This window comes from Aeromonas sp. XH (genome assembly GCF_033348475.1).
Taxonomy (GTDB): domain Bacteria; phylum Pseudomonadota; class Gammaproteobacteria; order Enterobacterales; family Aeromonadaceae; genus Aeromonas; species Aeromonas sanarellii.
This window is the reverse complement of sequence record NZ_CP137630.1, coordinates 2,004,332-2,026,371: the sequence shown is the minus strand read 5'-3', so window position 1 is coordinate 2,026,371 and position 22,040 is coordinate 2,004,332. Positions and strand designations below refer to the sequence as shown.

Genomic DNA, 22,040 nt, shown 5'->3' with positions numbered 1-22,040 from the left:
TTGGGCTGCGTTGTTTTTTTCACATCCTTGGGGTGACCCCGAGGGACATCAGTAGGCCAGGGTTTCCAGCTGTTCCTTAGCCTGCTCGATCCCCTTGGCTTGCGCCTCCGGCCCCATGCCCATGCCCTCGGCATAGATGAAGTCCACGTCCTTGATGCCGATGAAGCCCAGCACGGTGCGCATGTAGGGGGTCACCAGGTCGGTGGCGTTGCCCACGTGCATGCCGCCACGGGGGCTGACCACCAGGGCGCGGGTGTTCTCCACCAGGCCCACCGGGCCGGTCTCGGTGTAGCGGAAGGTCACGCCGGCACGGGCCACCAGATCGATCCAGTTCTTCAGCTGGGTCGGGATGTTGAAGTTGTACATGGGGGCCGCGATGATCACCAGGTCGCTCGCCTTGAGCTCGGCGACCAGCTCGTCGGACTGGGCCAGCACCGCTTGCTGACGCTCGTTCAGGTTCTCGCCGCCACGCAGGCCCATGGCCAGCTCGCCGTCCAGCACCGGCAGGTTCAGGGTCGCCAGATCGCGCACCTTGATGGTGTCACCCTGGCGATCGGCCAGGTAGCCGTCGATCAGCGCGTTGGATTGGGAATATTGGCCCAGGATGCTGGACTTGAGTACGAGGATATTGGCCATGGTGAAACTCCATTTGATTGTCAATTGAACAGCCAGGCTGTCGATGGAGGTCACTATAAAGATTGAGATTCAAGCCTGATAGCGAAAATAGATGCTCAAGTTATTCAAAAAATTTGATGCTTCGACTCCCTCAGGCCAGCAGAGGTACTCAGCGAACTCCCTGCCCTTGGCAGAACAAACGATTGCCGTTATGATCCGCCGCACTTTTTGTAAGTGACCCGGATCCCATGACCTCCTCCCGCAGGCACTCCCCCTTTGCCGGCGCCATCTGGATGATGGTGGCAGGCCTCTGCTTCGCCGCCGTCAACAGCCTGAGCCAGTATGTCAGCTTCCAGCTCGGCCTCCCCTCGACCCAGGTCGCCTTCCATCAGTACCTGATCGCCCTGGTCTGCCTGCTGCCCTGGCTCATCCGTCACGGCCTGCGTCAGTCCCTGATGACGAACCAGCTGCGGCTGCACCTGCTGCGGGTCGCCCTGGCCGTGGTCGGCATCCAGTTCTGGCTCTGGGCGCTGGCGGTGCCCGTCCCCATCTGGCAGGGAATCGCGCTGCTGATGACCTCGCCCCTGTTTGCCACGCTCGGCTCCGCCCTGCTGCTCAAGGAGCAGGTGAGCCGGGCCCGGATCCTGGCGACCCTGGCCGGCTTCGCCGGCGCCATGCTGATCCTGGCCCCCTGGACCGACGACTTCAGCTGGGCCTCGCTGCTGCCGGTGGCGGCCGCCCTCTTCTGGGCCGGTTACTCCCTGCTGGTGCGTTATCAGGCGGCGAGCGAGTCGTCCCACACCATAGTCGTCTACCTGCTTATCTTCAGTACCCCGTTCAACGCCATGCTGGCGCTCCCCGACTGGCAGTGGCCAAGCGAGATCCAGTGGCTGCTGGTGGCCGCCTCCGGCGTGCTGTCGGCCCTGGCCCAGATGTCCATCGCCCGCGCCTACAGCGTGGCCGAGGCCTCCTTCGTGCAACCCTTCGACTTTGCCAAGCTGCCCATGAACGTGCTGGCCGGCTGGCTGGTGTTTGGTTGGGCGCCCCCCGGCCGATTGTGGCTGGGGGCCGCCATCATCATCGGGGCCATCACGCTGCTGACCCATCTGGAGCAGCGCGCCCACAGATCCGTTTCCTGAGGCACGCCATGCGTGCCTCTTTTTTTGCTCACCCGGGTCAGCCCCTCTGACCCTCGACCTCAGGAGAGATCACATGTTTGGAACCGCCACCCGCCCCGGCGCCACCCGTGCCCTGCTGCTCGGCTCAGGCGAACTCGGCAAGGAAGTCGCCATCGAGCTGCAGCGCCTCGGCATCGAGGTGATCGCCTCCGACCGCTATCCCAACGCCCCCGCCATGCAGGTGGCGCACCAAGCCCACGTGCTGGATATGCTCGATGGCGCGGCCCTGCGCGCCCTGGTGACCGAGGTCAAGCCAGACCTCATCATCCCCGAAATTGAAGCCATCGCCACCGATACCCTGGCCGCCCTGGAGCAGGAAGGGGTCAGGGTAGTGCCCAATGCCCACGCCACCCAACTCACCATGAACCGGGAGGGGATCCGCCGCCTCGCCGCCGAGACCCTGGGGCTGCCCACCTCCAGCTACCGCTTCGCCCAGAGCAAGGAGGAGTTCGTCGCAGCCGTCGAGGCGATCGGCCTGCCCTGCGTGGTGAAGCCGGTGATGAGCTCCTCCGGCAAGGGCCAGAGCCTGCTGCGCGATCTCGCCAAACTGGAGGCGGCCTGGACCTATGCCCAGGAGGGGGGCCGCGCCGGTCGCGGCAAGGTGATCGTCGAAGGCTTCGTCCCCTTCGAGTACGAGATCACCCTGCTCACGGTGCGCGCCGTGGACGGCATCCACTTCTGCGACCCCATAGGCCACCGTCAGGAAGACGGGGACTACCGCGAATCCTGGCAACCCCAGGCGATGAGCGAGCTGGCGCTGGCTCGCGCCAAGGAGGTGGCGGCCAAGGTGGTCGAGGCCCTCGGCGGCTACGGTCTGTTCGGAGTGGAGTTGTTCGTCAAGGGAGACGAGGTGTGGTTCAGCGAGGTTTCCCCCCGCCCCCACGACACCGGCATGGTGACCCTGATCTCCCAGGATCTCTCCGAGTTCGCCCTGCACGTGCGCGCTATCCTGGGGCTGCCCATCGGCACCATCACCACGTTCGGGCCAAGCGCCTCCGCCGTGGTGCTGCGGGAGGGCCACAGCCAGGACATCCGCTATCAGGGGATTGGCGAGGCGTTGGCCCTGGTGCCGGGTGCCCAGTTGCGCCTCTTCGGCAAGCCCGAGATCGCCGGTCGTCGCCGACTCGGGGTGGCGCTGGCCCGTGGCCAGGATTGCACTGAGGCGGTCGAACAGGCCAAGACGGTCGCCGCCCGGGTCGAGGTGCTCTTCTGACCTCATTTTTTACCACGCAAAAACAAACGTTTGCCGGCATGATCCGGCGCAAGGGGCAGGCGACTGCCCCTTTTCCATCGGGGCATCTCGCTTATAATCCCCCCTTCACCTATGTCAGGAGTACAAGATGTTAGCTGCCGTGATCTTCGATATGGACGGTGTTCTGATCGACTCGGAACCCTTTTGGCAACGAGCCCAGATGGCCGTGTTCTCCGAGCTGGGCCATCCCCACACGGAAGAGGACTGCAACTCCACCATAGGGGTGCGCATCGATCAGCTGGTGGCCCACTGGTATCGTCTGCGCCCCTGGAGCGGGCCGAGCCAGGAAGAAGTCGTGCAACGCATCCTCGATCAGGTGATCTCCCTCATCCTGCAGGAGGGCCAGGCCAAGGCTGGTGTGCAGGAAGCCCTCGACCTCATCGAGGCGCAAGGGCTGAAAGTGGGTCTGGCTACCTCCTCCCCCTTCGTCATGGTGGAGGCGGTGCTCGGCAAGCTCGGTATCCGGGATCGCTTCCTGGCTGTGCACTCCGCCGAGGTGGAGCGCTTTGGCAAGCCTCACCCGGATGTCTACATCCACGCCGCCGAGAAGCTGGGGGTGGAGCCCGTGCACTGTCTCGCCATCGAGGACAGCTTCACCGGCCTGCTCGCCGCCAAGGCCGCCTCCATGACGGCGCTGATCGTGCCGGACCCTGCCCTGGTCGGCGACCCGCGTCTGGCCATCGCCAACCATCAGCTCGCCTGCCTGAGCGAGCTGGATGCCGAGATGCTGGCTCGCTGGGTCAAGTAATCCTGCAGGGGCGTTCGCAGTGCCCTCCACCGGCGCCCCTTGATCCCGGTCATAAACGTGCGCTTGCTCGCGGTTGCGCCGCCTCTTGGCGACTAGAATCAGGGTAACAGAGGCGGCCAGTTGGCCCCGGGAGGTCATCATGATCGAGTACACCAGCAAGCGCATCGTCTGCCCCCACTGTGGTCATCACACCCGAGTCGAGCTGGATGCCAGCCAGGGGGATCAGGAGTTCTACGAGGATTGCATGGCCTGCTGCAATCCAATCCACCTGCGGCTGCACCGGGACGAGGCCCGCGACTGCCTGCAACTGTTCGTGGATGCGGACGACGAGCAGGTCTTCTAGGCTTTCGAGGGCTTGGCCCGGGATGGCCGACAGAGCGGTGGCATCTGGGCCGTGACGGCTCCCCCCATGCGAACGTCAAGGCGCCGCGCTGAGCGGCGCTGTCGACGGGTCGCCTTTCAGTGCTACACCAGCCAGCAATACAGCAGCACGCCACCCCCTATCCAGAGCGTGACAAACACCGCCGCGGCCACCCGGCTCACGGGCCGCTGGGCGGCCCTGGCGGCGGTGGCCCTGTGCTCCTTCATCACCTTTGGCGGGATCAGCCGCACGGCCAGCAAGATCCCGAGCGGCACCAGGACGAGGTCATCCAGGTAGCCGAGCACGGGGATGAAGTCGGGGATGAGGTCGATGGGCGAGAGGGCATAGGCGGCGACAAGCAACGCAAGCGCCTTCGCATACCAGGGGGTCCTGGGATCCCGGGCCGCGAGCCACACCGCATGAACATCGCACTCGATGGCTTTCGCCCACTGCCTGGCTTTCGAGATGAGCCTTGTCGTCATGATCTCCGTCCCTCTTCCCCCCCGTGTAACGGGATCTCCCCTTCGAGACAGGGCGCCTCCCCAGTCCCATGTCACGCGATACCCGGTACCGCCTTTGGCCCATCGCCCCGAGAGACGACAAGGGCCTGCCTGTCGCAGGCCCCTCTGGCCGCGGCGTCCGCATGGGGGCATCAGTCCGGGCGGCGCGCCGCCAGCACCCGCTCCACCGTGTCGACGATGGCCTGGGTCTGGGGATCGATCTCGATATTGGTCTGCCAGCCTGCCTTGACCCAGCCGAGGTTGGTGCGGGCCAGGGTCTCGGGGATGAGGTTGACGCAGAACTCGCTGCCTCGCACCTCCCCCACGGTGAGGCTGATGCCGTCGATGCCGATGTAGCCCTTGGTCAGCACGTATTTCATCAGTTCGGGGGCGAGGCGATACCACACCTGGCGGTTGTTCGGGGTGTCGATGACCGAGGTCACCTCGGCCGTGCCCATGATGTGGCCGGACATGGCATGACCGCCGATCTCGTCCCCAAAGCGGGCGGCCCGCTCCACGTTGACCTTGTCCCCCACCGCCAGTTGCCCGAGGTTGGTGAGGCGCAGGGTCTCCTGCATCAGATCGAAGCTGACCAGATCCCCCTCCACCCGGGTGACCGTCAGGCAGCAGCCGTTGTGGGCCACGGAGGCGCCGAGCGCCAGCCCCTCCCCCCAGGCCGGGCTCGGCATGCGGATCACGTGGGTGCGAAAGTTGGGCAGCGCCTCGATGGCCACCAGTTCGGCGGTCCCCTGTACTATGCCGGTAAACATGTGTCTCTCCACGCTGTGACAAAATTGTCGGCAGGTTACCCCCGCCCCCCCTGCAAGACAAGCATGCCGGCTGACAAGGGGAAGCGCGATCGCTATAGTGACCCCATTCAATCCAGGCTTAACGAGGAAACAAAAATGCAGGTATATCAGTGCTGTGAAGCCATTCGAATCGCCTACAACCAGATTGGCTCCGGCGAGCAGGGCTATGTGCCCCAGGCCATCGCCGCCAGCATACGGGCGCTCAACGCCGTCGCGTCCGACGAGCGGGTGCCGGCGGATCTGCGCGAGCAGGCGGCCTATGCCGCGGCCAACCTGCTGATCAGCGATCACGAGGACGCCTGATCCCGGGCACAAATCGACCGCCGACCTTCCCCGTTGGCGGATTTTCAGGCTAGAATGACACCCCCGCATTTTGTCTCCTCAGGACGAGGAGGCAAAAGCCCATCTCTCTTACCCGCTCTTTCTCTATTATCTGATCCACTCGGAGGTGTCAGTGCAACGTTATTGGTCCGAGGCGAAGCAGCTCCTTCGTCTAGCCAGCCCCATACTGGTGGCCCAGGTGGCCCAGATCGCCATGAACTTCGTCGATACCGTGATGGCGGGACAGGTGAGCGCCGTGGATCTCGCCGCCGTGTCGGTGGCCTCCAGCTTCTGGCTGCCGGTCATCCTGCTGGTGCAGGGCATCATCATGGCGCTCACCCCCATCGTCTCCCAGCTCAACGGCGCCCGCAAACAAGACGAGGTGCGCCCCGCCGTGCACCAGGGCTTCTGGCTGGCGCTGATGGTGACCCCTATCGCCATGGTGGCGCTCTACTTCAGCCCCCTGGCGCTGCAGTTCATGGACGTGGATCCCGTCATGGCGGAGAAGACCGCCGGCTACCTGCACGCCATCCTGTGGGGGCTACCCGCCTTCGTGCTGTTCCAGGTGCTGCGCAACTTCAGCGAGGGGCTCTCCCACACCATGCCGACCATGGTGATCGGCTTCGTGGGGCTCGCGGTCAATATCCCGGCGAACTACATCTTCATCCACGGCCACTTCGGCATGCCCAAGCTCGGCGGGGTCGGCTGCGGCGTGGCCACCGCCATCGTGCTCTGGGCCATGCTGCTGGCGATGATCCTCTATGTGAAGTTCTCCTCCCACTTCCAGAAGATCAACCTCTTCGCCCAGCTGGCACGCCCCAACGGCAGCCGGATCTGGCGCCTGTTCCGCCTGGGGTTTCCCATCGCCATGGCTATCTTCTGCGAGGTGACCCTGTTTACCGTGGTGGCCCTGATGCTGGCCCCGTTCGGTGCCGAAACGGTGGCGAGCCACCAGATAGCGCTGAACTTTTCCAGCCTGGTGTTTATGCTGCCGCTGTCCATCGGTGTCGGCGTGACCATCCGGGTCGGTCACAACATAGGGGAAGGGCAACCGGATCAGGCCAGGGTCGCCGCCCGCACCGGCCTGATGCTGGGCATGACGGTGGCCGCCGCCACCGCCGCCCTCACCGTGCTGCTGCGCGAGCAGATCGCCACCATCTACACCGAGGACCTGCAGGTGATCACCCTCGCGGCCACCCTGCTCTTCTTTGCCGCCATCTACCAGATCTCCGACTCGGTGCAGGTGGTAGCGGCGGCGGCCCTTCGCGGCTACAAGGACACCCAGGCCATCTTCTACGTCACCATCGTCGCCTACTGGGGCATGGGGCTCCCCACCGGCATGATCCTGGGACTGACCGACTGGGTGGTGCCGCGCATGGGGCCCCAGGGCTTCTGGGTCGGCTTCATCGTCGGCCTCACCTCTGCCGCCCTGATGCTGGGGGCGCGGCTGCGCGTCATCTATGGCCGCTTCGCCAGCCCCGCGGCCTGCACCGCCCTCTCCCGGGCGCAGTAGGGCGCTGCCAGGAGCACAGGGAGCCGCGCGTTTTTTGGCGGCTCGCCTGTAAAATCAACAGGCTGCGCAAGAACTGGGCAAACAGTCTCCTTTGTGCATGTCCCTTGTTGACAGCCTTGGGGGCCATGGGTAGTATGCCGACCACGCCAGCAGTGCTGGCGGAATAAAACGGGCTTTCGGTCCGGTTTATGAAGTGGGTTTATAGCTCAGTTGGTTAGAGCACTACCTTGACATGGTAGGGGTCGTTGGTTCGAATCCAATTAAACCCACCACTTTTCGTGATGCGTCCTTAGCTCAGCTGGTTAGAGCACCACCTTGACATGGTGGGGGTCGGTGGTTCGAATCCACTAGGACGCACCATCACGAAACCCTGTTATGCGTCCTTAGCTCAGCTGGTTAGAGCATCACCTTGACATGGTGGGGGTCGGTGGTTCGAATCCACTAGGACGCACCATAACAGTTTGAATTGATTGCAGATGTGGATTTATAGATCAGTTGGTTAGAACAGTACTTTGACATGGCGTAGGCGATGTCGTTGGTTCGAAACCGGTTGAACGCAGATGTGGGTTTATAGCTCAGTTGGTTAGAGCACTACCTTGACATGGTAGGGGTCGTTGGTTCGAATCCAATTAAACCCACCACTCCCCTGCAATGACACACAAAGTCGCCTTGCGCACCCTGCGTCCTTAGCTCAGCTGGTTAGAGCATCACCTTGACATGGTGGGGGTCGGTGGTTCGAATCCACTAGGACGCACCAGATTGAAAAAGCCCGCTCCTAGAGCGGGCTTTTTGCATTTCTCCCCTTTCCTGCCCGTATCTGAACGACTGAATCCGCCGTGCGTTCAACCATGCCCGGCAGGCAGGCCCCCCGTCCGAAGGCGATCTCGTCAGAAGAGATCCAGCTGCTGGCCGCAGATCCGCTCGAACGATTCGCCGATAAAGGGCAGGATGGCGTCGGCGATGGGCCTCAGCTGCTTGTCGATATAGTGCTCGTAGTCGATGGCGCTGCGCCTGTATTCCAGCGGCTCTGGCCCGTTCAGGGTCACCAGGTAGGCGATGGAGCCCCTGTGCTGGTAGCGCTGGGGCTGGCCGCGGCGCAGGTTCTCCTCGTCGGCCAGACGCGCCGCCCGCACATGGGGCGGCACGTTCTTCTGGTACTCCTCGAGCTTCTGGCGCAGCCGCTTGCGATAGACCAGCAGATCGTCGTGCAAGCCGGCCCGGGTCTCGTCCACCATGGTGCGCACATAGCCGCTGGGATCCTGGTCGTGGAAGACCAGCTCATAGAGCCGGGTCTGGAAGGCCTTGGCAAGGGGCGTCCAGTCGGTGCGCACCGTCTCCAGCCCCTTGAACACCAGGTGCTCAGCTTCCCCTTCACCCACCAGCCCCGCATAGCGCTTCTTGCTCCCCTTCTCCAGCCCGCGGATGGTGGGCATCAGGAAGCGGCGGTAGTGGGTCTCGTACTGGATCTCCAGATGGCTCGGCAAGTCGAACTCCCCCCTGATCCGCGCCGCCCAGTTGTCGTTGATCAGCTTCGCCAGCCGCTGGCCGATCTCGTCCGCCTGCTCGGGGCTGGCATCCCGCCCCAGGTGCACGAAGGTGGAGTCGGTGTCGCCATAGATCACCTCGAACCCCTCCCCCTCTATCCACTCCCGGGTCTGCTGCATGATGCCGTGACCCCGCAGGGTGATGGAGGAGGCAAGCCTCGGGTCGTAGAAGCGGCAGCCCCCCGAGCCCAGCACCCCGTAGAAGGAGTTCATGATGATCTTGATGGCCTGGGAGAGCGCCTTGTTGCCGGCCGCCTTGGCCCGATCCCGCGCCGCCCACAGGGTGGCGATGAGATCCGGCAGGAAGTGCCGCTCGCGGGAGAACAGGGCGCCGCGAAAGCCAGGAATGGCGTGCGCGGGGTGTTGCAACCCCTCCACCAGCCCCATGGGATCGATGCAGAAGGTGCGGATGATGCTGGGATAGAGGCTCTTGAAGTCGAGCACCAGCACGTGGCGATAGAGCCCGGGCCTGGAGTCCATCACGTAGCCGCCCGGGCTCGCCAGCCCGCCGTCGGCGGGCAGGTTCGGGGCCACGTAGCCGCCGCGGTGAAGCCGTGGCAGATAGAGGTTGGTAAAGGCCGCCACCGAGCCCCCCACCCTGTCGAGCTCCAACCCGGTGAGGGAGGCCCGCTCGATGGCGAAGGGGATGAGGTGGCAGAAATCGAAGATCTCCCACACCAGCTTACAGTCTTCCAGGTTGTAGCGGGCCAGCGCCTCCTTGTCGGAGTGAAACAGCTCGGTGATCTTCTCCCCCCGGTTCGCCACGTCCTCGATATCCTTGCCCCGACCGAGCAGCTCGCTTGCCACCGCATCCAGGCTGTAGCTCGGGAACTGCCAGGTGGCGCTTTTGAGGGTATCGATGCCGTCCAGCACCATGCGCCCGGGGATGATGACGCTGCCGCTCTGGGGGTCGTTTCGGGACGAGCGCCAGAAGCAGAGCTCCCTCCCGCGCCCGAGCCGCAGCCGCCGCTTGCCGAGCTCGGCGCGGCGCAGCAGCAGGCGAAAGTCGAAGTTGACCACGTTCCAGCCGATGACGAGATCGGGATCGTGCAGCTGGAACCAGCGCTCCAGGGCGCCGAACAGGGCGCTCTCGTCCGCCACCCACTCGACCCGGGTGCCCCAGCTATCGGCATCCGCCTCCGGGGTGCCAATCATGATGACCCGCGCATCCTCACGGCTATAGAGCCCCACCGAGAAGAGGGCCCCGTCCATGGCGCACTCCACGTCGAGGGACACCCAGGAGAGGGTCGGCGTCACGGCCTGGGGCGCGCAGCGCGCCTCGTTCACCTCCCAGTAGCCCTGACTGCCCCCCCTGCGCCTCGCCTTGCCATCGAAGCGCACCCCGGCGGTGATGAAGCGCTCCATCAAAAAGCGCTCCGGCAGCCGGATATCCGCCTCGAAGTGCTCCAGGCCGCGGATGAGCAGCAGCTCGATGGCGCGGTGGAAGGCGCTCAGGGTTGCGAAGTAGCAGCCCACCACCCGACTGCCCTCGAAGGTGTGCATGGGCAGGCGGCGAAACCGCCCCCGCACCCCGGCGCCCTTGAAGAGCTCGGCCGCCTCCTCCAGGTGGCGCTCCGGCAGGAAGAAGACTGGCTCCTGTCCCGGCACCACCAGCCGCACCGGCCCCTGGGCGCTCCAGAGCCACATCACTATCTCGGTACGCCCCTGCACATCCCGGCCGTGACGGGTCAGGATGAAACCGTCGAGCGGCGGGGTGGCGGGCGGAGCGGGCTGGATCTCGGTCATGCAGGCTATGGGGTTCAAGGCTGGGATGAGACTATTGTACGTTCATACAGTAGCGACCCGCAATCCTGACTGCCCGGGCCAATGATATGCCGTATAATCCGCTCAAGATCAGCCTCTCTCCCAGGAGTCTCCATGCGCGTCATTCTGCTTGCCCCCCTGTTTGCCCTGAGCCTCGCCGGCTGCAGCTCCTCGTCGGGCGGTGGAGCAGGGGCCGGCCCTGGTGGCCCTTACGGCGGTGTCTATGGCGCCTCTTACTGGTGGTATGACGACTATTACGGCTATTGGAACGACTATTATCCCTGGTGCTGTGACAACCAGGGGGAGTTCGACGAGCTGATCAAGAAGTGGTGGAATGGGCTCGATCCGGCGCGCCAGCAGGAGATCAAGGAGAAGTATCAGGATTGGCAGGAGGACCATGGCCAGCCAGACCTGGTCACCCTGCGGGGGGATCTGGCGACCCGCTGGCATGCCATGACGCCGGAACAACGACAGGCGCTGCGCGACAACCGGCAGAACAGACCCAGCATCAGCAACCCGGACAAGTCCCCGCGCTCGCCGCTGGACGACAGAGGCGGCACTCTTCCCAGGGCCGAGAATGGCCTGCTAGCCCCCTCGACTCTGCCCAAGGCCGACAACGGCTTGCTGACGCCTTCCGCTCAGCCCAGGGGGGATGCCAGACCGCACCTCCCCCGCACCCTGGCCACGCCGGTACGCCCCACCGTCAGACCGGCGATAAGACCCGGCTTCACCCCCATGCGCAGCGTCGGGGGAGGTCGCCGCCGCTAGGGCCGCTGGCCTCGCCCCATTCCCTCTTCCCGCACAAGGAGCACGACATGACACATGAGTGGCAACGCATCGCCTCCCGCCTCACCGACGTAGGCGGCATCCCCGTGGCCCGGGCCCTCCCGGTCAAGGAGCGGCGCACCATAGGACCCTGGTGCTTCCTCGATCACATAGGGCCGACCCGCTTCGCCCCCGGCGCTCCCGGGCTGGACGTGGGGCCCCACCCCCACATCGCCCTGCAGACCTTCACCTGGATGCTGGAGGGGGAGATACTGCACCGGGACAGCCTGGGCAGCGAGCAGGTGATCCGCCCGGGCCAGGTCAATCTGATGACCGCCGGGCACGGCATCGCCCACACCGAGGAGTCCCTCCCGAACCAGCCCGATCTGCACGCGGCCCAGCTCTGGATAGCCCTGCCCGAGGTGGATCAGCACACCCCGCCCCGCTTCGATCACTACCCCAGGCTCCCCCGCTGGCAACAGGGGGAGATCACACTCACCCTGCTCATCGGCGAGCACGACGGGCAGCGCGCCCCCACCCTGCACTTCTCCCCCATCCTGGGGCTGGATCTGCACGCCCCCGCAGGGGGGCAGATCACCCTCTCCCTGGATCCTGCCTTCGAGCACGGCCTCTTCCCCCTGCAGGGGGAGACAGTCGTCGCCAACGATCCCCTCGCCCCCGAGCAGCTGCTCTATCTGCCGCCGGGAAACCGCACCCTGGAGCTGACCCTGAGGCCCGGCGCCCGTCTGCTGCTCATCGGTGGCGAGCCCCTGGCCCAGCCGCTGCAGATCTGGTGGAACTTCGTGAGCTTCGACAGGCAGGCCATTCGCACCGCCGCCGCCGACTGGGAGCGGGGCGATCCCCGCTTTGGCGAGGTGCGGGGCTATGCCGGCCCCCGCCTCAAGGCGCCGCCCCTGGCCGGGCTCTGACAGGCCGCACGAACGACACAGACAAAAAGAGCGCCTGATGGCGCTCTTTTTGACGACGTGACGACAGGGGCTCAGAACCCCTCCTCCTGCTCCGCCTGCTGTCTGGCGCGGCGGGCCATGGCCTCCGCCTGGGCGCTCTCGATCTCGTGCAGCACCCCGTCCAGATCGATGGCCTCCCGGCTCTCCTCGAACAGGCCGGTGAGCTCGGTCTCGGGGCCCAGCTTGCCATCTTCGAACAGGGCCCACATCTCTCTGGCGTAGCGGGTCTTCAGCAGCTCGGGGGCATACATGCCGTAGTAGTTGCGCATGTTGTTGACGTCCCGCTCCAGCATGGCCTTCGCCTGGTTGTTGGCGGCGGCGTCCACCACCTGGGGCAGATCGATGATGACGGGGCCCTGCTCGTCCACCAGCACGTTGAACTCCGAGAGATCCCCGTGGATGAGGCCGGCGCAGAGCATGCGCACCACGTAGCGGATCACCTTGCCATGGTCGATGAGCGCCTGCTCCCGGGAGAGCGCCACGTCGTTGAGGCGGGGGGCCACGTTGCCGTCGGCATCGGTGACCAGCTCCATCAGGAGCACACCGTCCAGGCAGACATAGGGTCTGGGCACCCGCACGCCGGCGGCAGCCAGCTTGAACAGGGCGTCCACCTCGGTGTTCTGCCACACCTCCTCGTGCTGCTGGCGGCCGTACTTGGAGCCCTTCTCCATGGCGCGGGCGTTGCGGCTGTTGCGTACCCGGCGCCCCTCCTGGTAGACCACCGCCTGCTTGAAGCTGCGCTTGGAGGCCTCCTTGTAGACTTTGGCGCAGCGCACCTCGTCGCCGCAGCGCACCACGTAGACGTCGGCCTCTTTGCCGCTCATCAGCCGGCTGATGACCTCGTCCACCAGGCCGTCATCAACCAGGGGCTGGATTCGATTTGGAATTTTCATGACCGCCCTTTCACCCTATTCATGCCTTAGTTGCCTCTGTGTGTCCCCTGACCGCCATGGTCATCACCGAAACCGGAGCATGCGGTGCCTGCGTCATCAGGTCAATAAAAACGGCCCTCAGGCGGGCCGTGTCGCTCAAGGTTCCGGGGGCAGACCCTGGCGGATGCGCCGGATCCCCTCCTCGTAGAGGCCCTCCTCTCCCTGGTTCTCTTCCTGGGTCTCGAAGATCTTGAGAAACCACATGTACTGCTCGGGGAAGCGGGCGAGCTGCTGCTCCACGGTGCGGTTCATGGCGTTGACATCCGCCAGCAGATCCGCGGTGGGATAAGGGTCGAACGGCGGCTCTATCTCCAGCCGGTAGCAGCCCTCGTCCTCGTCATAACAGGCCAGGATGGGCACCGCCCTGGCGCCGGTGAGTTTCACCAGCTTGGGCAGGGCCGGCAGGGTCGCCTTGGGATGCCCGAAGAAGGGCACGAACACGCTCGCCTCGCGGCCATGATCCTGATCCGGCAGGTAGAAGAAGCTGTCGCCAGCGCGCAGGGCCTTGATGGCGGGCTTGATGCCGACGCTGCGCTCATAGACCCGGCCTCCCTTGCTGCGCTCACGGTTGATGTACCAGTCGAACACCAGATCCTTGGGGCTCTTCATCATGGTGCACAGGGGCACCCCCTCGTTGGTGATGAAGCGGCCTATGGTGTCCACCGCCCAGGTGTGGGGCACCACGAAGATCATGGGGCGACCGGCGGCCCGCTCCGCGGCCACGTGCTCCCAGCCCCGCACCTTGATGCGCCCCTTGAGGAAGGCCTGGCTTCGCCAGGTCAGCTCCCCAAAGCCCATGAAGGTCTTGAGACCGACCCGGATGGATTTCAGCAGCAGGGCCTCACGGCCCGCCTCATCGAGCGCAGGGAAGCAGATCCTGAGGTTGGTATCGGCGATGTAGGCCTGCTTCCTGGAGAGCCGCAGCAGCGTGGGCGCCAGGACGTCGGCCAGTTTGTCCCGGGCTCTGGCCGGGATCCAGGCCAGCAGGGAGAGCAGGGCAATCCCCAGCCAGCTGCCCCACAGGCGGGGGTGCAGCAGGCGAAGATGAAAGGAGGTGTCAAACACCGGATCTTGTGCGGACATGGTCGCCATCGAATCATCAAAACAGACCGTCATTTTAGTGATCCTGACAGTTTTTTCTACCCTGCCCTGCGCCGGGGTCTGACGCCAAGTCACTGATCAGACTAGTTAGAAACTAAAAGTGGTCCGCTTGGGACCACCTTTGACCTGCACTCAGGGATGGGGCGACAACCCCCGGCGAATGCGCCGGATCCCCTCCTCGTAGAGGCCATCAGGACCCACCTGATCCTCACGGGTGTCGAAGATCTTGAGGAACCACATGTACTGGCCCGGGTGGCGGCGAAGCTGGCGTTCCACGCTGTCGTTCATACGGCAGGTGTCCGCCAGCAGATCCTCCCCGGGATAGTCGGCGTAGGGGGCCTCGATCTCCAGCCGGTAGCCGTGCGCCTGCTCGTCATAGCAGGCCAGCACCGGCAGCGCCCTGGCACCGGTCAGCTTCACCAGCCGCGGCAGGGCCGGCAGGGTCGCCTTGGGGTGGCTGAAGAAGGGGGCAAACAGGCTCGCCTCGCGGCCGTGATCCTGATCCGGCAGGTAGAAGAAGCTCAGGCCGGATTTCACCGCCTTGATCACCGGCTTGATGCCGGCGCTGCGCTCATAGACGCGGCAGCCGTGCCGGGTCCGCGCCCGGTTGATGTGCCAGTCGAACACGGGGTTGCGGGCGCTCTTCATCATGGTGCACATAGGCAGGCCCCGCTGGGCGAAGTAGTAGCCCGCCGCGTCGATGGGCCAGCTGTGGGGCACCACCAGGATCACCGGCCGGCCGGCGGCCTGCTCGGCCTCGATATGTTCCCAGCCGCTGACCCGGATCCGCCCCATCACGTGGGCAGGGCTGCGCCAGGTGAACTCGCCAAACCCCAGCAGGCTCTTGAGGCCCACCCGGATGGAAGTCATCAGAATGGCGTCGCGCTCGGCCTCGCTCTTGCCCTTGAAGCAGATGGCGAGGTTGGTACGGGCGATGTAGACCTGCTTCTTCGAGATCCTGAGCACCAACGGCGCCAGGGCCTCGGCCAGCCGGTCCCGCCAGCGCGGCGGCACGAAGGCGAGCACGCCGATGGCGCCGAGGGCGAGCCAGCTCAACCAGTAGCGGGGATGGAGCAGGCGGGTCTGGAATCTGGCGTCAAAAACGGGGTCGTGAGAAGACATGGAAATAGGGCAAAGGGTGGCGGTGGGATAATGGCACGCATCCTGACAGGTATTACCAGTTAACGCCAACTGAATGTCGCCTGTATGAGCAACTATTTAAGCCGGATCACGGATTGACAAGGAGATCATTTGCCTCATCTGGCGACGCCCATGCAAACGGACCCCGCAGGGCGGGGTCCGTTGCTCGCTACACCCTCTCAGCGATGCAGGGGGGCACCCAGCGCGCCGCCCTGGCCCAGGGGCAGGAAGTACATCAGGTAGCGCAGCGCCACGTACCCCACCACCAGGGTCGCCACCCCCAGCTCCAGATAGGCCAGCTGATGGAGCTGCTCGGCATAGCGGGCCGCTTGCGGCCACTGCGACAGCAGGTGACTCACCTTGAACAGGGCGGTGGCGCCGATCACCAGAGGGAAGGTGAAGGCGGCATAACCGGGCGAGAATGGCAGGCGCAGCAGCTTGATGAAGGCCAGGTAGATGATGCCTGTCATCAGCACGGCGATCCCAAGCAGCACGGCCACCAGCAGCAGCGACGGATCCGGGCTCACGGTCAGGTAACCGGCCAGCGACAGGCTGGCGGGAGCCGCCAGGATGGCGATGGTCGGCTTGGCGGCGTCCGGCACCTCGTGACTGAAGATGAGACGATAGATCATCAGCGGCAGCATCAGGGCGTAGCAGCCCATGCCGAACCAGAGCAGGCCGTTGGCCAGGGTGGCGAAGGGACCGCCCGGGTAGGCGACGTCGGCGACGATGATCCCCACCGGCGGCACGAACCAGCTCGGCACCATGTGGTGGATTTCAAACTCCCTGGCCCTGTGCCAGACGAAGGTGGCGAGAAACACCAGGTGGATGACCACCGCAAACAGCCAGAGTCCCTGTCCCAGGGTCGGGGCCAGCAGGCCGACCGCCTTGGAGACCACCATGGTGCCCATGGCGTAGGTGGGCACCACGCTGCCCACCACGGGGTGGGCGAGATCCTGCCACAGCAGGCGCGGGTGGAGCAGGAACTTGAAGGTGAGGACGAGCAGCAGCACGGCGGCGATGGCGGCCCCCAGCAATTGCAGGCGGCCATCAAACCGACCGGCATTTTCCCAGGCCCAGCCGAGGCTGGCGATCCCGAGCGCCAGCCCGGCCATGGGGGTCGGGGCCTGGCCCAGGGAACGGCGGGTGCGTGCGATCATGGCGTATACCCTCTTGATTGGTGACGATGGGCATAGGATAAAGGGGGGCTATCGTTTACGATATCTAAATGATTTGAACCAAGCGTTTAGGAAAATCAAACGACATGAAGCTCACCCTGCAACAACTCAAGGTGTTCGCCACCATAGCCCGCCACGGCAACCTGGGGCAGGCGGCCGGCGAGCTCTGCCTCAGCAAGGGGGCCGTCTCCCAGGCGCTGCAGGAGCTGGAGCGCCAGCTCGGCACGCCGCTGTTCGACCGGGTGCACCCCAGGCTCCAGCTCAACAGCGAGGGGCGCCTGCTGCAACCGGCCGCCGATGAGATGCTGACCAGGATGCAGGAGATAGAACAGCTGTTCAGCCCGGATGCCGAGCCCAGCGGCCAGCTGCGCCTTGGAGCCAGCCAGACCATAGGCAACTACCTGCTGCCCGATCTGCTGGCGGGAGGAGCCAGGGATCAGGGCGCCGCCCCCAGGGTCACCATCGCCAACACCCATCTGCTGTGCCACGCCCTGGCCCACTTCGAGCTGGATCTGGCCCTCATCGAGGGGGAGAACCACCACCCTGAGCTGGTGAGCGAGCCCTGGCTGGAAGACGAGATGCTGATCATCGCCCCGCCCCACCATCCCCTGGCGGGCCAGCCGGAGCTGCCCCTTCGCCGGCTCGCCGGCGAGACCTGGGTGCTGCGCGAACCCCAGTCAGGGAGCCGCGAGCAGTTCGAGCAGCAGATCCAGCCCCAGCTGCCGCACTGGCGTGCGGGGATCGAGCTCAACACCCTGGAGGCGGTGATGCTGGCGGTGGAGAAGGGGCTCGGCATCTCCTTCATCTCCCGCCTCGCCGTCGCCGATCGGCTGGCACAGGGGCGCCTGGTGGCCCTCACCCCGAGCCGCCGCTTCCCCCGCCGGCTCTCCCTCGCCTGGCACAAACAGAAGTTCCACTCCGCGGCCCTGCGCCGTTTCCTGACCTTCTGCCGCGCCCAGACCCTGCCCTGAGCCCGGGCCGAGAAGGCAAGAGAGGGCGCCTGGGCGCCCTCTCTTTCGTTGGGATGACGGCCGCTTAACGGCCTCACCCTGCCCCCTTGAGCCCCCCTTCGACCCAGCCCAGCACGCGGCGCGTCAGGGCGTGGGGCAGCCAGGGGGAGTCCAGCAGGCGGTGACGCAGGCAGTCGGCGAAGTGATCCGCCTCGTGCTGCATGCCGCCCCCCTCCACCGGCAGGTAGATGTCCGCCGGCCAGGCGACCGGCGCCCCGCCCCCCTGCCAGCGAATATGCTGGGGGTTCCACCACTTGCCCTCGATGACGAGGGACCAGTCCTCCCCCTCCAGCCAGGCATCCCGGTCGAGATCCTCGGTGATGGAGGCGCCGAGCTCGGCCGAGAAGGGGTAGTGGAAGGTGAAGCTGGCGGCCAGATCCACCTCCCCGCTGGCCCGCGCCAGGGTCACCTCGGGCACGCCGCAGGCCAGCCCAAGCCGATCGCAGAGGGCGGCATAGAGCCAGAGCGGATAGACCCCCACATCCCAGGCGGCGCCACCATCCAGGGCGGGATCGAACAGCTTGCCGACCGGGGGCTGGGCCGAGCCGAACGCCGCCCTCAGACTGCGGGGCGCCGGCAGCAGCGGCAGGCGTTGCAGCAGGGCGCGCATGGCGGGGAAGCACATCACCTTCATGGCCTCGAGCAGCAGCAGGCCGCGCTCATGGGCGAGCGCCACCAGGGCGTCCCAGTCCGCCACCCGGGTCACCGCCGGTTTTTCCACCAGCACGTGCTTGCCCGCCAGCAGCATCTGCCTGATCAGGGCGGCGTGCTCCGGGTGGATCACCGCCACATAGACGGCCTCCACCTCGGGGCTCTCGGCCAGGGCCTGATAGCTGCCATAGGCCAGTGGCAGCCCCAGCTCGCGGGCGAACGCGTCGGCCCGCCCCTGATCCCGGGCGGCGATCGCCACCACCCGCCCGCCCCTGGCGTGCTGGTTGACATCGCGGCAGAAACGCCGGGCGATGGCGCCCGCCCCGGCAATCCCCCATCGCAGGAGCCCCTTTCCCTCTTCTTGCATCTCGTCTCCTCACTGACCTGTGGCAACGCGCATCCTGCCCCGAACCTCAGGCTGCTGCCGGACTGGTCTGCAGGCTGCGCAACCAGCGGATCTCTTCACCCCAGATCGACTCGTCTATGGTCTCGAGGATCAGCGGGATGCCGTCGAAACGCGCGTCATTCATGATGTGGTGGAACACCGCCTCCCCCAGGTTCCCCTCCCGCAGGCTGTGGTGGCGATCGACCCGACTACCGAAGGTACACTTGGCGCCGTTGATATGCATCCCCTTCAGGTACTCAAAGCCCACGATGCGCTCAAACTCGGCGAACACGGCGGCGCAGGACTCCGGGGTGCGCAGATCGTAGCCGGCGGCGAAGGCGTGGCAGGTATCGAAGCAGACGCCGACCCGGCTCTTATCCTCCACCCCCTCGATCAGGGTGGCCAGGTGCTCGAACGACCAGCCGAGGTTGGTGCCCTGGCCTGCGGTATTCTCGATCACCGCCGTCACCCCCTGGCTGCGCTCCAGCGCCCAGTTGATGGACTCGCTCACCAGTTTCAGGCTGGCGGCCTCCGGGATCTGCTTCAAATGGCTGCCGGGGTGGAAGTTGAGGTAGCAGAGCCCGAGCTGCTCGCAGCGCTTGATCTCGTCCAGGAAGGCATCCCGGGACTTGGCGAGGCCGTCGGGATCCGGGTGACCCAGGTTGATGAGGTAGCTGTCGTGGGGCAGGATCTGCTCCGGGAGAAAGCCTGCCTTGTCGCAGGCCGCCTTGAAGGCGCGGATGCTGGCATCCGACAGGGGCGCCGCCTGCCACTGGCGCTGGTTCTTGGTGAACAGGGCGAAGGCGTTGGCCCCGATGGCCTCTGCGCGGGCTATGGTGTTCTCCACCCCGCCGGCCGCACTGACGTGGGCTCCGATAAATTTCATCTCATCTCCTCTGCGCGTTGCCATGGGCCTCCCCGGGCGCTTCTGGCACGGGACAAGGCACATGGTGATGGGGCGCCATTATGCCCAAGCCGCCCCACTGCGCCAAACCGGGATTGTCGATGGGGGCCATGGAAAAGGCGCCCGCAGGCGCCTTGGTGATGACAGATGTCGGGGCTCGCTCTCAATAGGCCAGGCCGGCACCATAGGGGTAGAGCGGGTTCGCGGAGTCCTTCGCCACGTCCGGGTGCTGGTTTTGCACCGCCTGCCAGCTGGAAGGCAGCTCGAAGGGCAGCTTGCCGCGGGCCTTCTGCTTGCCGCTGATGACGTCGAACAGCGCCTGATCCAGGGCACCGAAGTTGGCGAGCAGCACCCGGGCAGCCGGGGCCACCTCGGTCAGGATGGCGGGCCTGTCCAGATAGACGGAGAGCACCAGGGGCACACCAGCCTGCTCGATGGCCTGGATGGCGGCAAAGTCGTCGGCCCCGTGGTAGATCCCCTCGTGGGCCGTCTCCTGCACCACCTGGTCATTGCTGGCAAAGCCGAGCTGGCCAAAGTGGATGCTGCCAAACGGGAAGCGGGGATCCTGCTCGCCCGGGGCATTGACCCGCACGATGGCGAGCTCCGCCTGGGCCAGGTCCGTCACCACGGTATAACCGTTGGCCGCGGCCACCTCGGCATTGACGTTGTGCAGGTAGACCCGCTTGCCGTCCGCCTTGAGTGGCAGCAGGGCCCCCTCGTTTTTCAGCAGCACGTGGGACGCCGCCTGGGCAGCCTGGGCGGCCTGCTGGAACTCGGCCTTGCCCACCAGGGCCACCGCGGCCTGGGTATCCACATAGGGATTTTCGAACAGCCCCAGGGCGAACTTCTGCTCCAGGATGCGTTCGGCCGAGGTGGTGAGCGCCGCCTCGGTCACCAGGCCGCTCTGTACCGCCGCCAGCAAGGGCGCCGGATCCTCCACGCCGCCGAACTGATCCACCCCGGCGTCGATGGCCTTGGCGTAGCGCTCGGCCTTGGTGAGCTTCTCCACGCCCCAGGACATGCCAAAGGGCACTGTCCAGGGGCTGACGCCCGCCGTCACCTCATCCTGGGTCAGCCCCTGCTCGCAGCGGCTGTCGCAGTCGTTGACGATGCCCCAGTCGCTCAGCACCACACCGTCGAACTTGAAGTGGCCACGCAGCAAGTCGGTGAGGATCTGGCGGTTGAAGCCAAAGCCCACCTCCTCGATGGCCTGGCCCTCATGGGTCAGCCCCTCGGGCAGGGCGTAATAGGGCATCACGGCCCCCACCCTGGCCTCGAAGGCCCCCTCGAACGGCACCAGGTGATAGGCAAACTGGCCACCGGGATAGACCTGCTCCTTACCCCAGGGGTTATGGGCGTCCAGCCCGTCCTTCTGGGGGCCGGCCCCGGCGAAGTGCTTGACCACGGTGACCACGCTCTCCTTGCCAATGCCGTCACTCCCCTGCTGGAAGCCCTGGATATAGGCCTTAACCAGGGACTTGGCGAGCTGGTTGTCTTCGCCGAAGGTGCCGTTGATGCGCCCCCAGCGCGGCTCGGTCGCGAGATCCGCCTGGGGCGAGAGCGCCTCGTGAATGCCGACGGCGCGGTACTCCTGACGGGCGATGTCGCCGAAGCGCTGCACCAGGGCGGCATCGCCGATGGCGGCCAGCCCCAGGGTCTCCGGCCACTGGGAGAAGGCCCCGGCGCCGACGCTGGTGGCGTTGGGATCATGGGTGAAGTGGTTGCGCGGATCCGTGCTCACCGTCATGGGGATGCCGAGCCCCACCCCCTCCAGCAGGGCCTGCAGCCGGTTGTTGTCTTCGGCGATGGCCGCCGGATCCCCCGCCATCCGGGTGATGAAGGTATTCACCCCATCGGTACGCAGCATCTTGTCCATGGCGGCGAGGTCGACCCGGCCGTCGGCATCCAGCACCAGGGTGCCGTGCATCATCAGGCCCGCCTTCTGGGCCAGGGTGAGCCGACCCGTCAGGTCCCGCGCCCGCTCGGCGGCGCCGAGGCGCCAGTCCTCGTAGGGGGTCAGGGTGCCATTGCCGTCCAGATCCTTGAACTGCAGGCCGTCCTGCTCGATCAGGGCGACGGTGCGATGGCCCAGGACGGGCTGTTCCGGTTTGGGGGTGGAGTCGTTGTCGTTGCAACCCGCCAGCAGCAGGGCCCCTATGGCGAGGGCGACACGGGTTCGGGAGAGCGAGTGGTGTTTCATTATTGTTATCTTCCTTGTGTGTGTAGGAGTGACCACTCTATGCAAATGCGGCCCCCCTCACTTGCCCGTCGGGTGCAGGAAGTTGCCGGTTGGGAGCAGGGGTGAAAAGTGTGAAAAGGGTTGCAGGGTTACCCTTGGTTACAAATCCGAAACATAAAAGCGGCGCTGGCTCACGGCAATCCAGCGCCGCTGACGGATGAT

The 22,040-nt window shown here is 65.6% G+C and carries 19 protein-coding genes, 5 tRNA genes and 1 pseudogene; 14 read left to right on the top strand and 11 right to left on the bottom strand.

What is annotated here, in order from left to right:
* Positions 1-48 precede the first annotated feature (48 nt).
* The gene (locus R2B70_RS09480; RefSeq protein WP_042075699.1) at positions 49-636 is read right to left on the bottom strand and encodes an FMN-dependent NADH-azoreductase; all 588 of its coding nucleotides are present in this window, start codon (positions 634-636) and stop codon (positions 49-51) included.
* 227 nt (positions 637-863) lie between these two features.
* On the opposite strand from R2B70_RS09480, the gene R2B70_RS09475 reads away from it, so the two are divergent.
* The 4 genes from R2B70_RS09475 (at position 864) to R2B70_RS09460 (ending at position 4,136) form a co-directional block, all read left to right on the top strand.
* Positions 864-1,754, top strand: coding sequence for a DMT family transporter (locus tag R2B70_RS09475; RefSeq protein ID WP_209792171.1), 891 nt, complete (start codon positions 864-866; stop codon positions 1,752-1,754).
* A gap of 73 nt (positions 1,755-1,827) precedes the next feature.
* Positions 1,828-3,006 (top strand): formate-dependent phosphoribosylglycinamide formyltransferase, encoded by a 1,179-nt coding sequence (gene purT / locus R2B70_RS09470; protein ID WP_318163248.1) that lies wholly within the window; start codon positions 1,828-1,830, stop codon positions 3,004-3,006.
* 127 nt (positions 3,007-3,133) lie between these two features.
* Positions 3,134-3,793 carry a hexitol phosphatase HxpB gene (hxpB, locus tag R2B70_RS09465; RefSeq protein WP_318163247.1) on the top strand — a complete coding sequence of 220 codons (660 nt, stop codon included), beginning with the start codon at positions 3,134-3,136 and terminating at the stop codon, positions 3,791-3,793.
* Between the two features lie 139 nt (positions 3,794-3,932).
* Complete coding sequence (locus tag R2B70_RS09460) at positions 3,933-4,136, top strand: CPXCG motif-containing cysteine-rich protein (RefSeq protein WP_042075710.1); 204 nt, start codon at positions 3,933-3,935, stop codon at positions 4,134-4,136.
* 161 nt (positions 4,137-4,297) lie between these two features.
* On the opposite strand, the pseudogene R2B70_RS09455 reads toward R2B70_RS09460, so the two are convergent.
* Positions 4,298-4,630 (bottom strand): annotated as a pseudogene (locus R2B70_RS09455) (YkvA family protein); the annotation flags it as partial.
* Positions 4,631-4,806: 176 nt separating this feature from the next.
* The gene (locus tag R2B70_RS09450; protein WP_209792164.1) at positions 4,807-5,424 is read right to left on the bottom strand and encodes a riboflavin synthase subunit alpha; all 618 of its coding nucleotides are present in this window, start codon (positions 5,422-5,424) and stop codon (positions 4,807-4,809) included.
* Between the two features lie 135 nt (positions 5,425-5,559).
* Here R2B70_RS09450 and R2B70_RS09445 point away from each other — a divergent pair, with 135 nt between their 5' ends.
* From R2B70_RS09445 to R2B70_RS09415, 7 genes are all read left to right on the top strand, one after another.
* Positions 5,560-5,766: a YaeP family protein gene (locus R2B70_RS09445; protein WP_010674629.1), complete on the top strand. Its 207-nt coding sequence runs from the start codon at positions 5,560-5,562 to the stop codon at positions 5,764-5,766.
* 151 nt (positions 5,767-5,917) lie between these two features.
* Positions 5,918-7,297 carry an MATE family efflux transporter gene (locus R2B70_RS09440; RefSeq protein WP_318163246.1) on the top strand — a complete coding sequence of 460 codons (1,380 nt, stop codon included), beginning with the start codon at positions 5,918-5,920 and terminating at the stop codon, positions 7,295-7,297.
* Positions 7,298-7,492: 195 nt separating this feature from the next.
* Positions 7,493-7,569, top strand: a tRNA-Val gene (locus R2B70_RS09435).
* An 11-nt stretch (positions 7,570-7,580) separates the two neighbouring features.
* Positions 7,581-7,657: transfer RNA gene (locus tag R2B70_RS09430), tRNA-Val, on the top strand.
* 17 nt (positions 7,658-7,674) lie between these two features.
* Positions 7,675-7,751 (top strand) — tRNA-Val (locus R2B70_RS09425).
* Between the two features lie 110 nt (positions 7,752-7,861).
* A tRNA-Val gene (locus tag R2B70_RS09420) sits at positions 7,862-7,938 on the top strand.
* 39 nt (positions 7,939-7,977) lie between these two features.
* Positions 7,978-8,054 (top strand) — tRNA-Val (locus R2B70_RS09415).
* A gap of 130 nt (positions 8,055-8,184) precedes the next feature.
* Here the strand turns inward: R2B70_RS09415 and R2B70_RS09410 are convergent.
* A complete protein-coding gene (locus R2B70_RS09410; protein ID WP_318163245.1) occupies positions 8,185-10,587 on the bottom strand; it encodes a DNA polymerase II in 2,403 nt (800 codons plus the stop codon).
* Between the two features lie 132 nt (positions 10,588-10,719).
* Here R2B70_RS09410 and R2B70_RS09405 point away from each other — a divergent pair, with 132 nt between their 5' ends.
* Positions 10,720-11,373, top strand: a complete 654-nt coding sequence (locus R2B70_RS09405) for a hypothetical protein (protein ID WP_318163244.1) — start codon at positions 10,720-10,722, stop codon at positions 11,371-11,373.
* 47 nt (positions 11,374-11,420) lie between these two features.
* Entirely contained in the window at positions 11,421-12,299 is an 879-nt protein-coding gene (locus R2B70_RS09400) for a pirin family protein (protein ID WP_216990197.1), read from the top strand.
* 71 nt (positions 12,300-12,370) lie between these two features.
* On the opposite strand, the gene R2B70_RS09395 is transcribed toward R2B70_RS09400, so the two are convergent.
* The 4 genes from R2B70_RS09395 to R2B70_RS09380 form a co-directional block, all read right to left on the bottom strand.
* On the bottom strand, positions 12,371-13,231 hold the full coding sequence (locus R2B70_RS09395; RefSeq protein ID WP_219144193.1) for a PA4780 family RIO1-like protein kinase: 861 nt from the start codon (positions 13,229-13,231) through the stop codon (positions 12,371-12,373).
* 135 nt (positions 13,232-13,366) lie between these two features.
* Entirely contained in the window at positions 13,367-14,362 is a 996-nt protein-coding gene (locus R2B70_RS09390) for a lauroyl-Kdo(2)-lipid IV(A) myristoyltransferase (protein ID WP_318163337.1), read from the bottom strand.
* Between the two features lie 141 nt (positions 14,363-14,503).
* Entirely contained in the window at positions 14,504-15,493 is a 990-nt protein-coding gene (locus tag R2B70_RS09385; protein WP_216990195.1) for a lipid A biosynthesis (KDO)2-(lauroyl)-lipid IVA acyltransferase, read from the bottom strand.
* Between the two features lie 197 nt (positions 15,494-15,690).
* Positions 15,691-16,671: a TDT family transporter gene (locus tag R2B70_RS09380; RefSeq protein ID WP_042075721.1), complete on the bottom strand. Its 981-nt coding sequence runs from the start codon at positions 16,669-16,671 to the stop codon at positions 15,691-15,693.
* A gap of 104 nt (positions 16,672-16,775) precedes the next feature.
* Here R2B70_RS09380 and R2B70_RS09375 point away from each other — a divergent pair, with 104 nt between their 5' ends.
* The gene (locus R2B70_RS09375) at positions 16,776-17,660 is read left to right on the top strand and encodes a LysR substrate-binding domain-containing protein (RefSeq protein WP_318163243.1); all 885 of its coding nucleotides are present in this window, start codon (positions 16,776-16,778) and stop codon (positions 17,658-17,660) included.
* 73 nt (positions 17,661-17,733) lie between these two features.
* Here R2B70_RS09375 and R2B70_RS09370 read toward each other — a convergent pair whose 3' ends face one another.
* The 3 genes from R2B70_RS09370 to R2B70_RS09360 all read right to left on the bottom strand — a co-directional run bounded on the left by R2B70_RS09370 (position 17,734) and on the right by R2B70_RS09360 (position 21,839).
* A complete protein-coding gene (locus R2B70_RS09370) occupies positions 17,734-18,717 on the bottom strand; it encodes a Gfo/Idh/MocA family oxidoreductase (RefSeq protein ID WP_318163242.1) in 984 nt (327 codons plus the stop codon).
* Positions 18,718-18,763: 46 nt separating this feature from the next.
* Positions 18,764-19,621 (bottom strand): deoxyribonuclease IV, encoded by an 858-nt coding sequence (gene nfo / locus R2B70_RS09365; RefSeq protein ID WP_318163241.1) that lies wholly within the window; start codon positions 19,619-19,621, stop codon positions 18,764-18,766.
* A 181-nt stretch (positions 19,622-19,802) separates the two neighbouring features.
* A complete protein-coding gene (locus R2B70_RS09360) occupies positions 19,803-21,839 on the bottom strand; it encodes a glycoside hydrolase family 3 protein (protein WP_318163240.1) in 2,037 nt (678 codons plus the stop codon).
* Between the last annotated feature and the right edge of the window lie 201 nt (positions 21,840-22,040).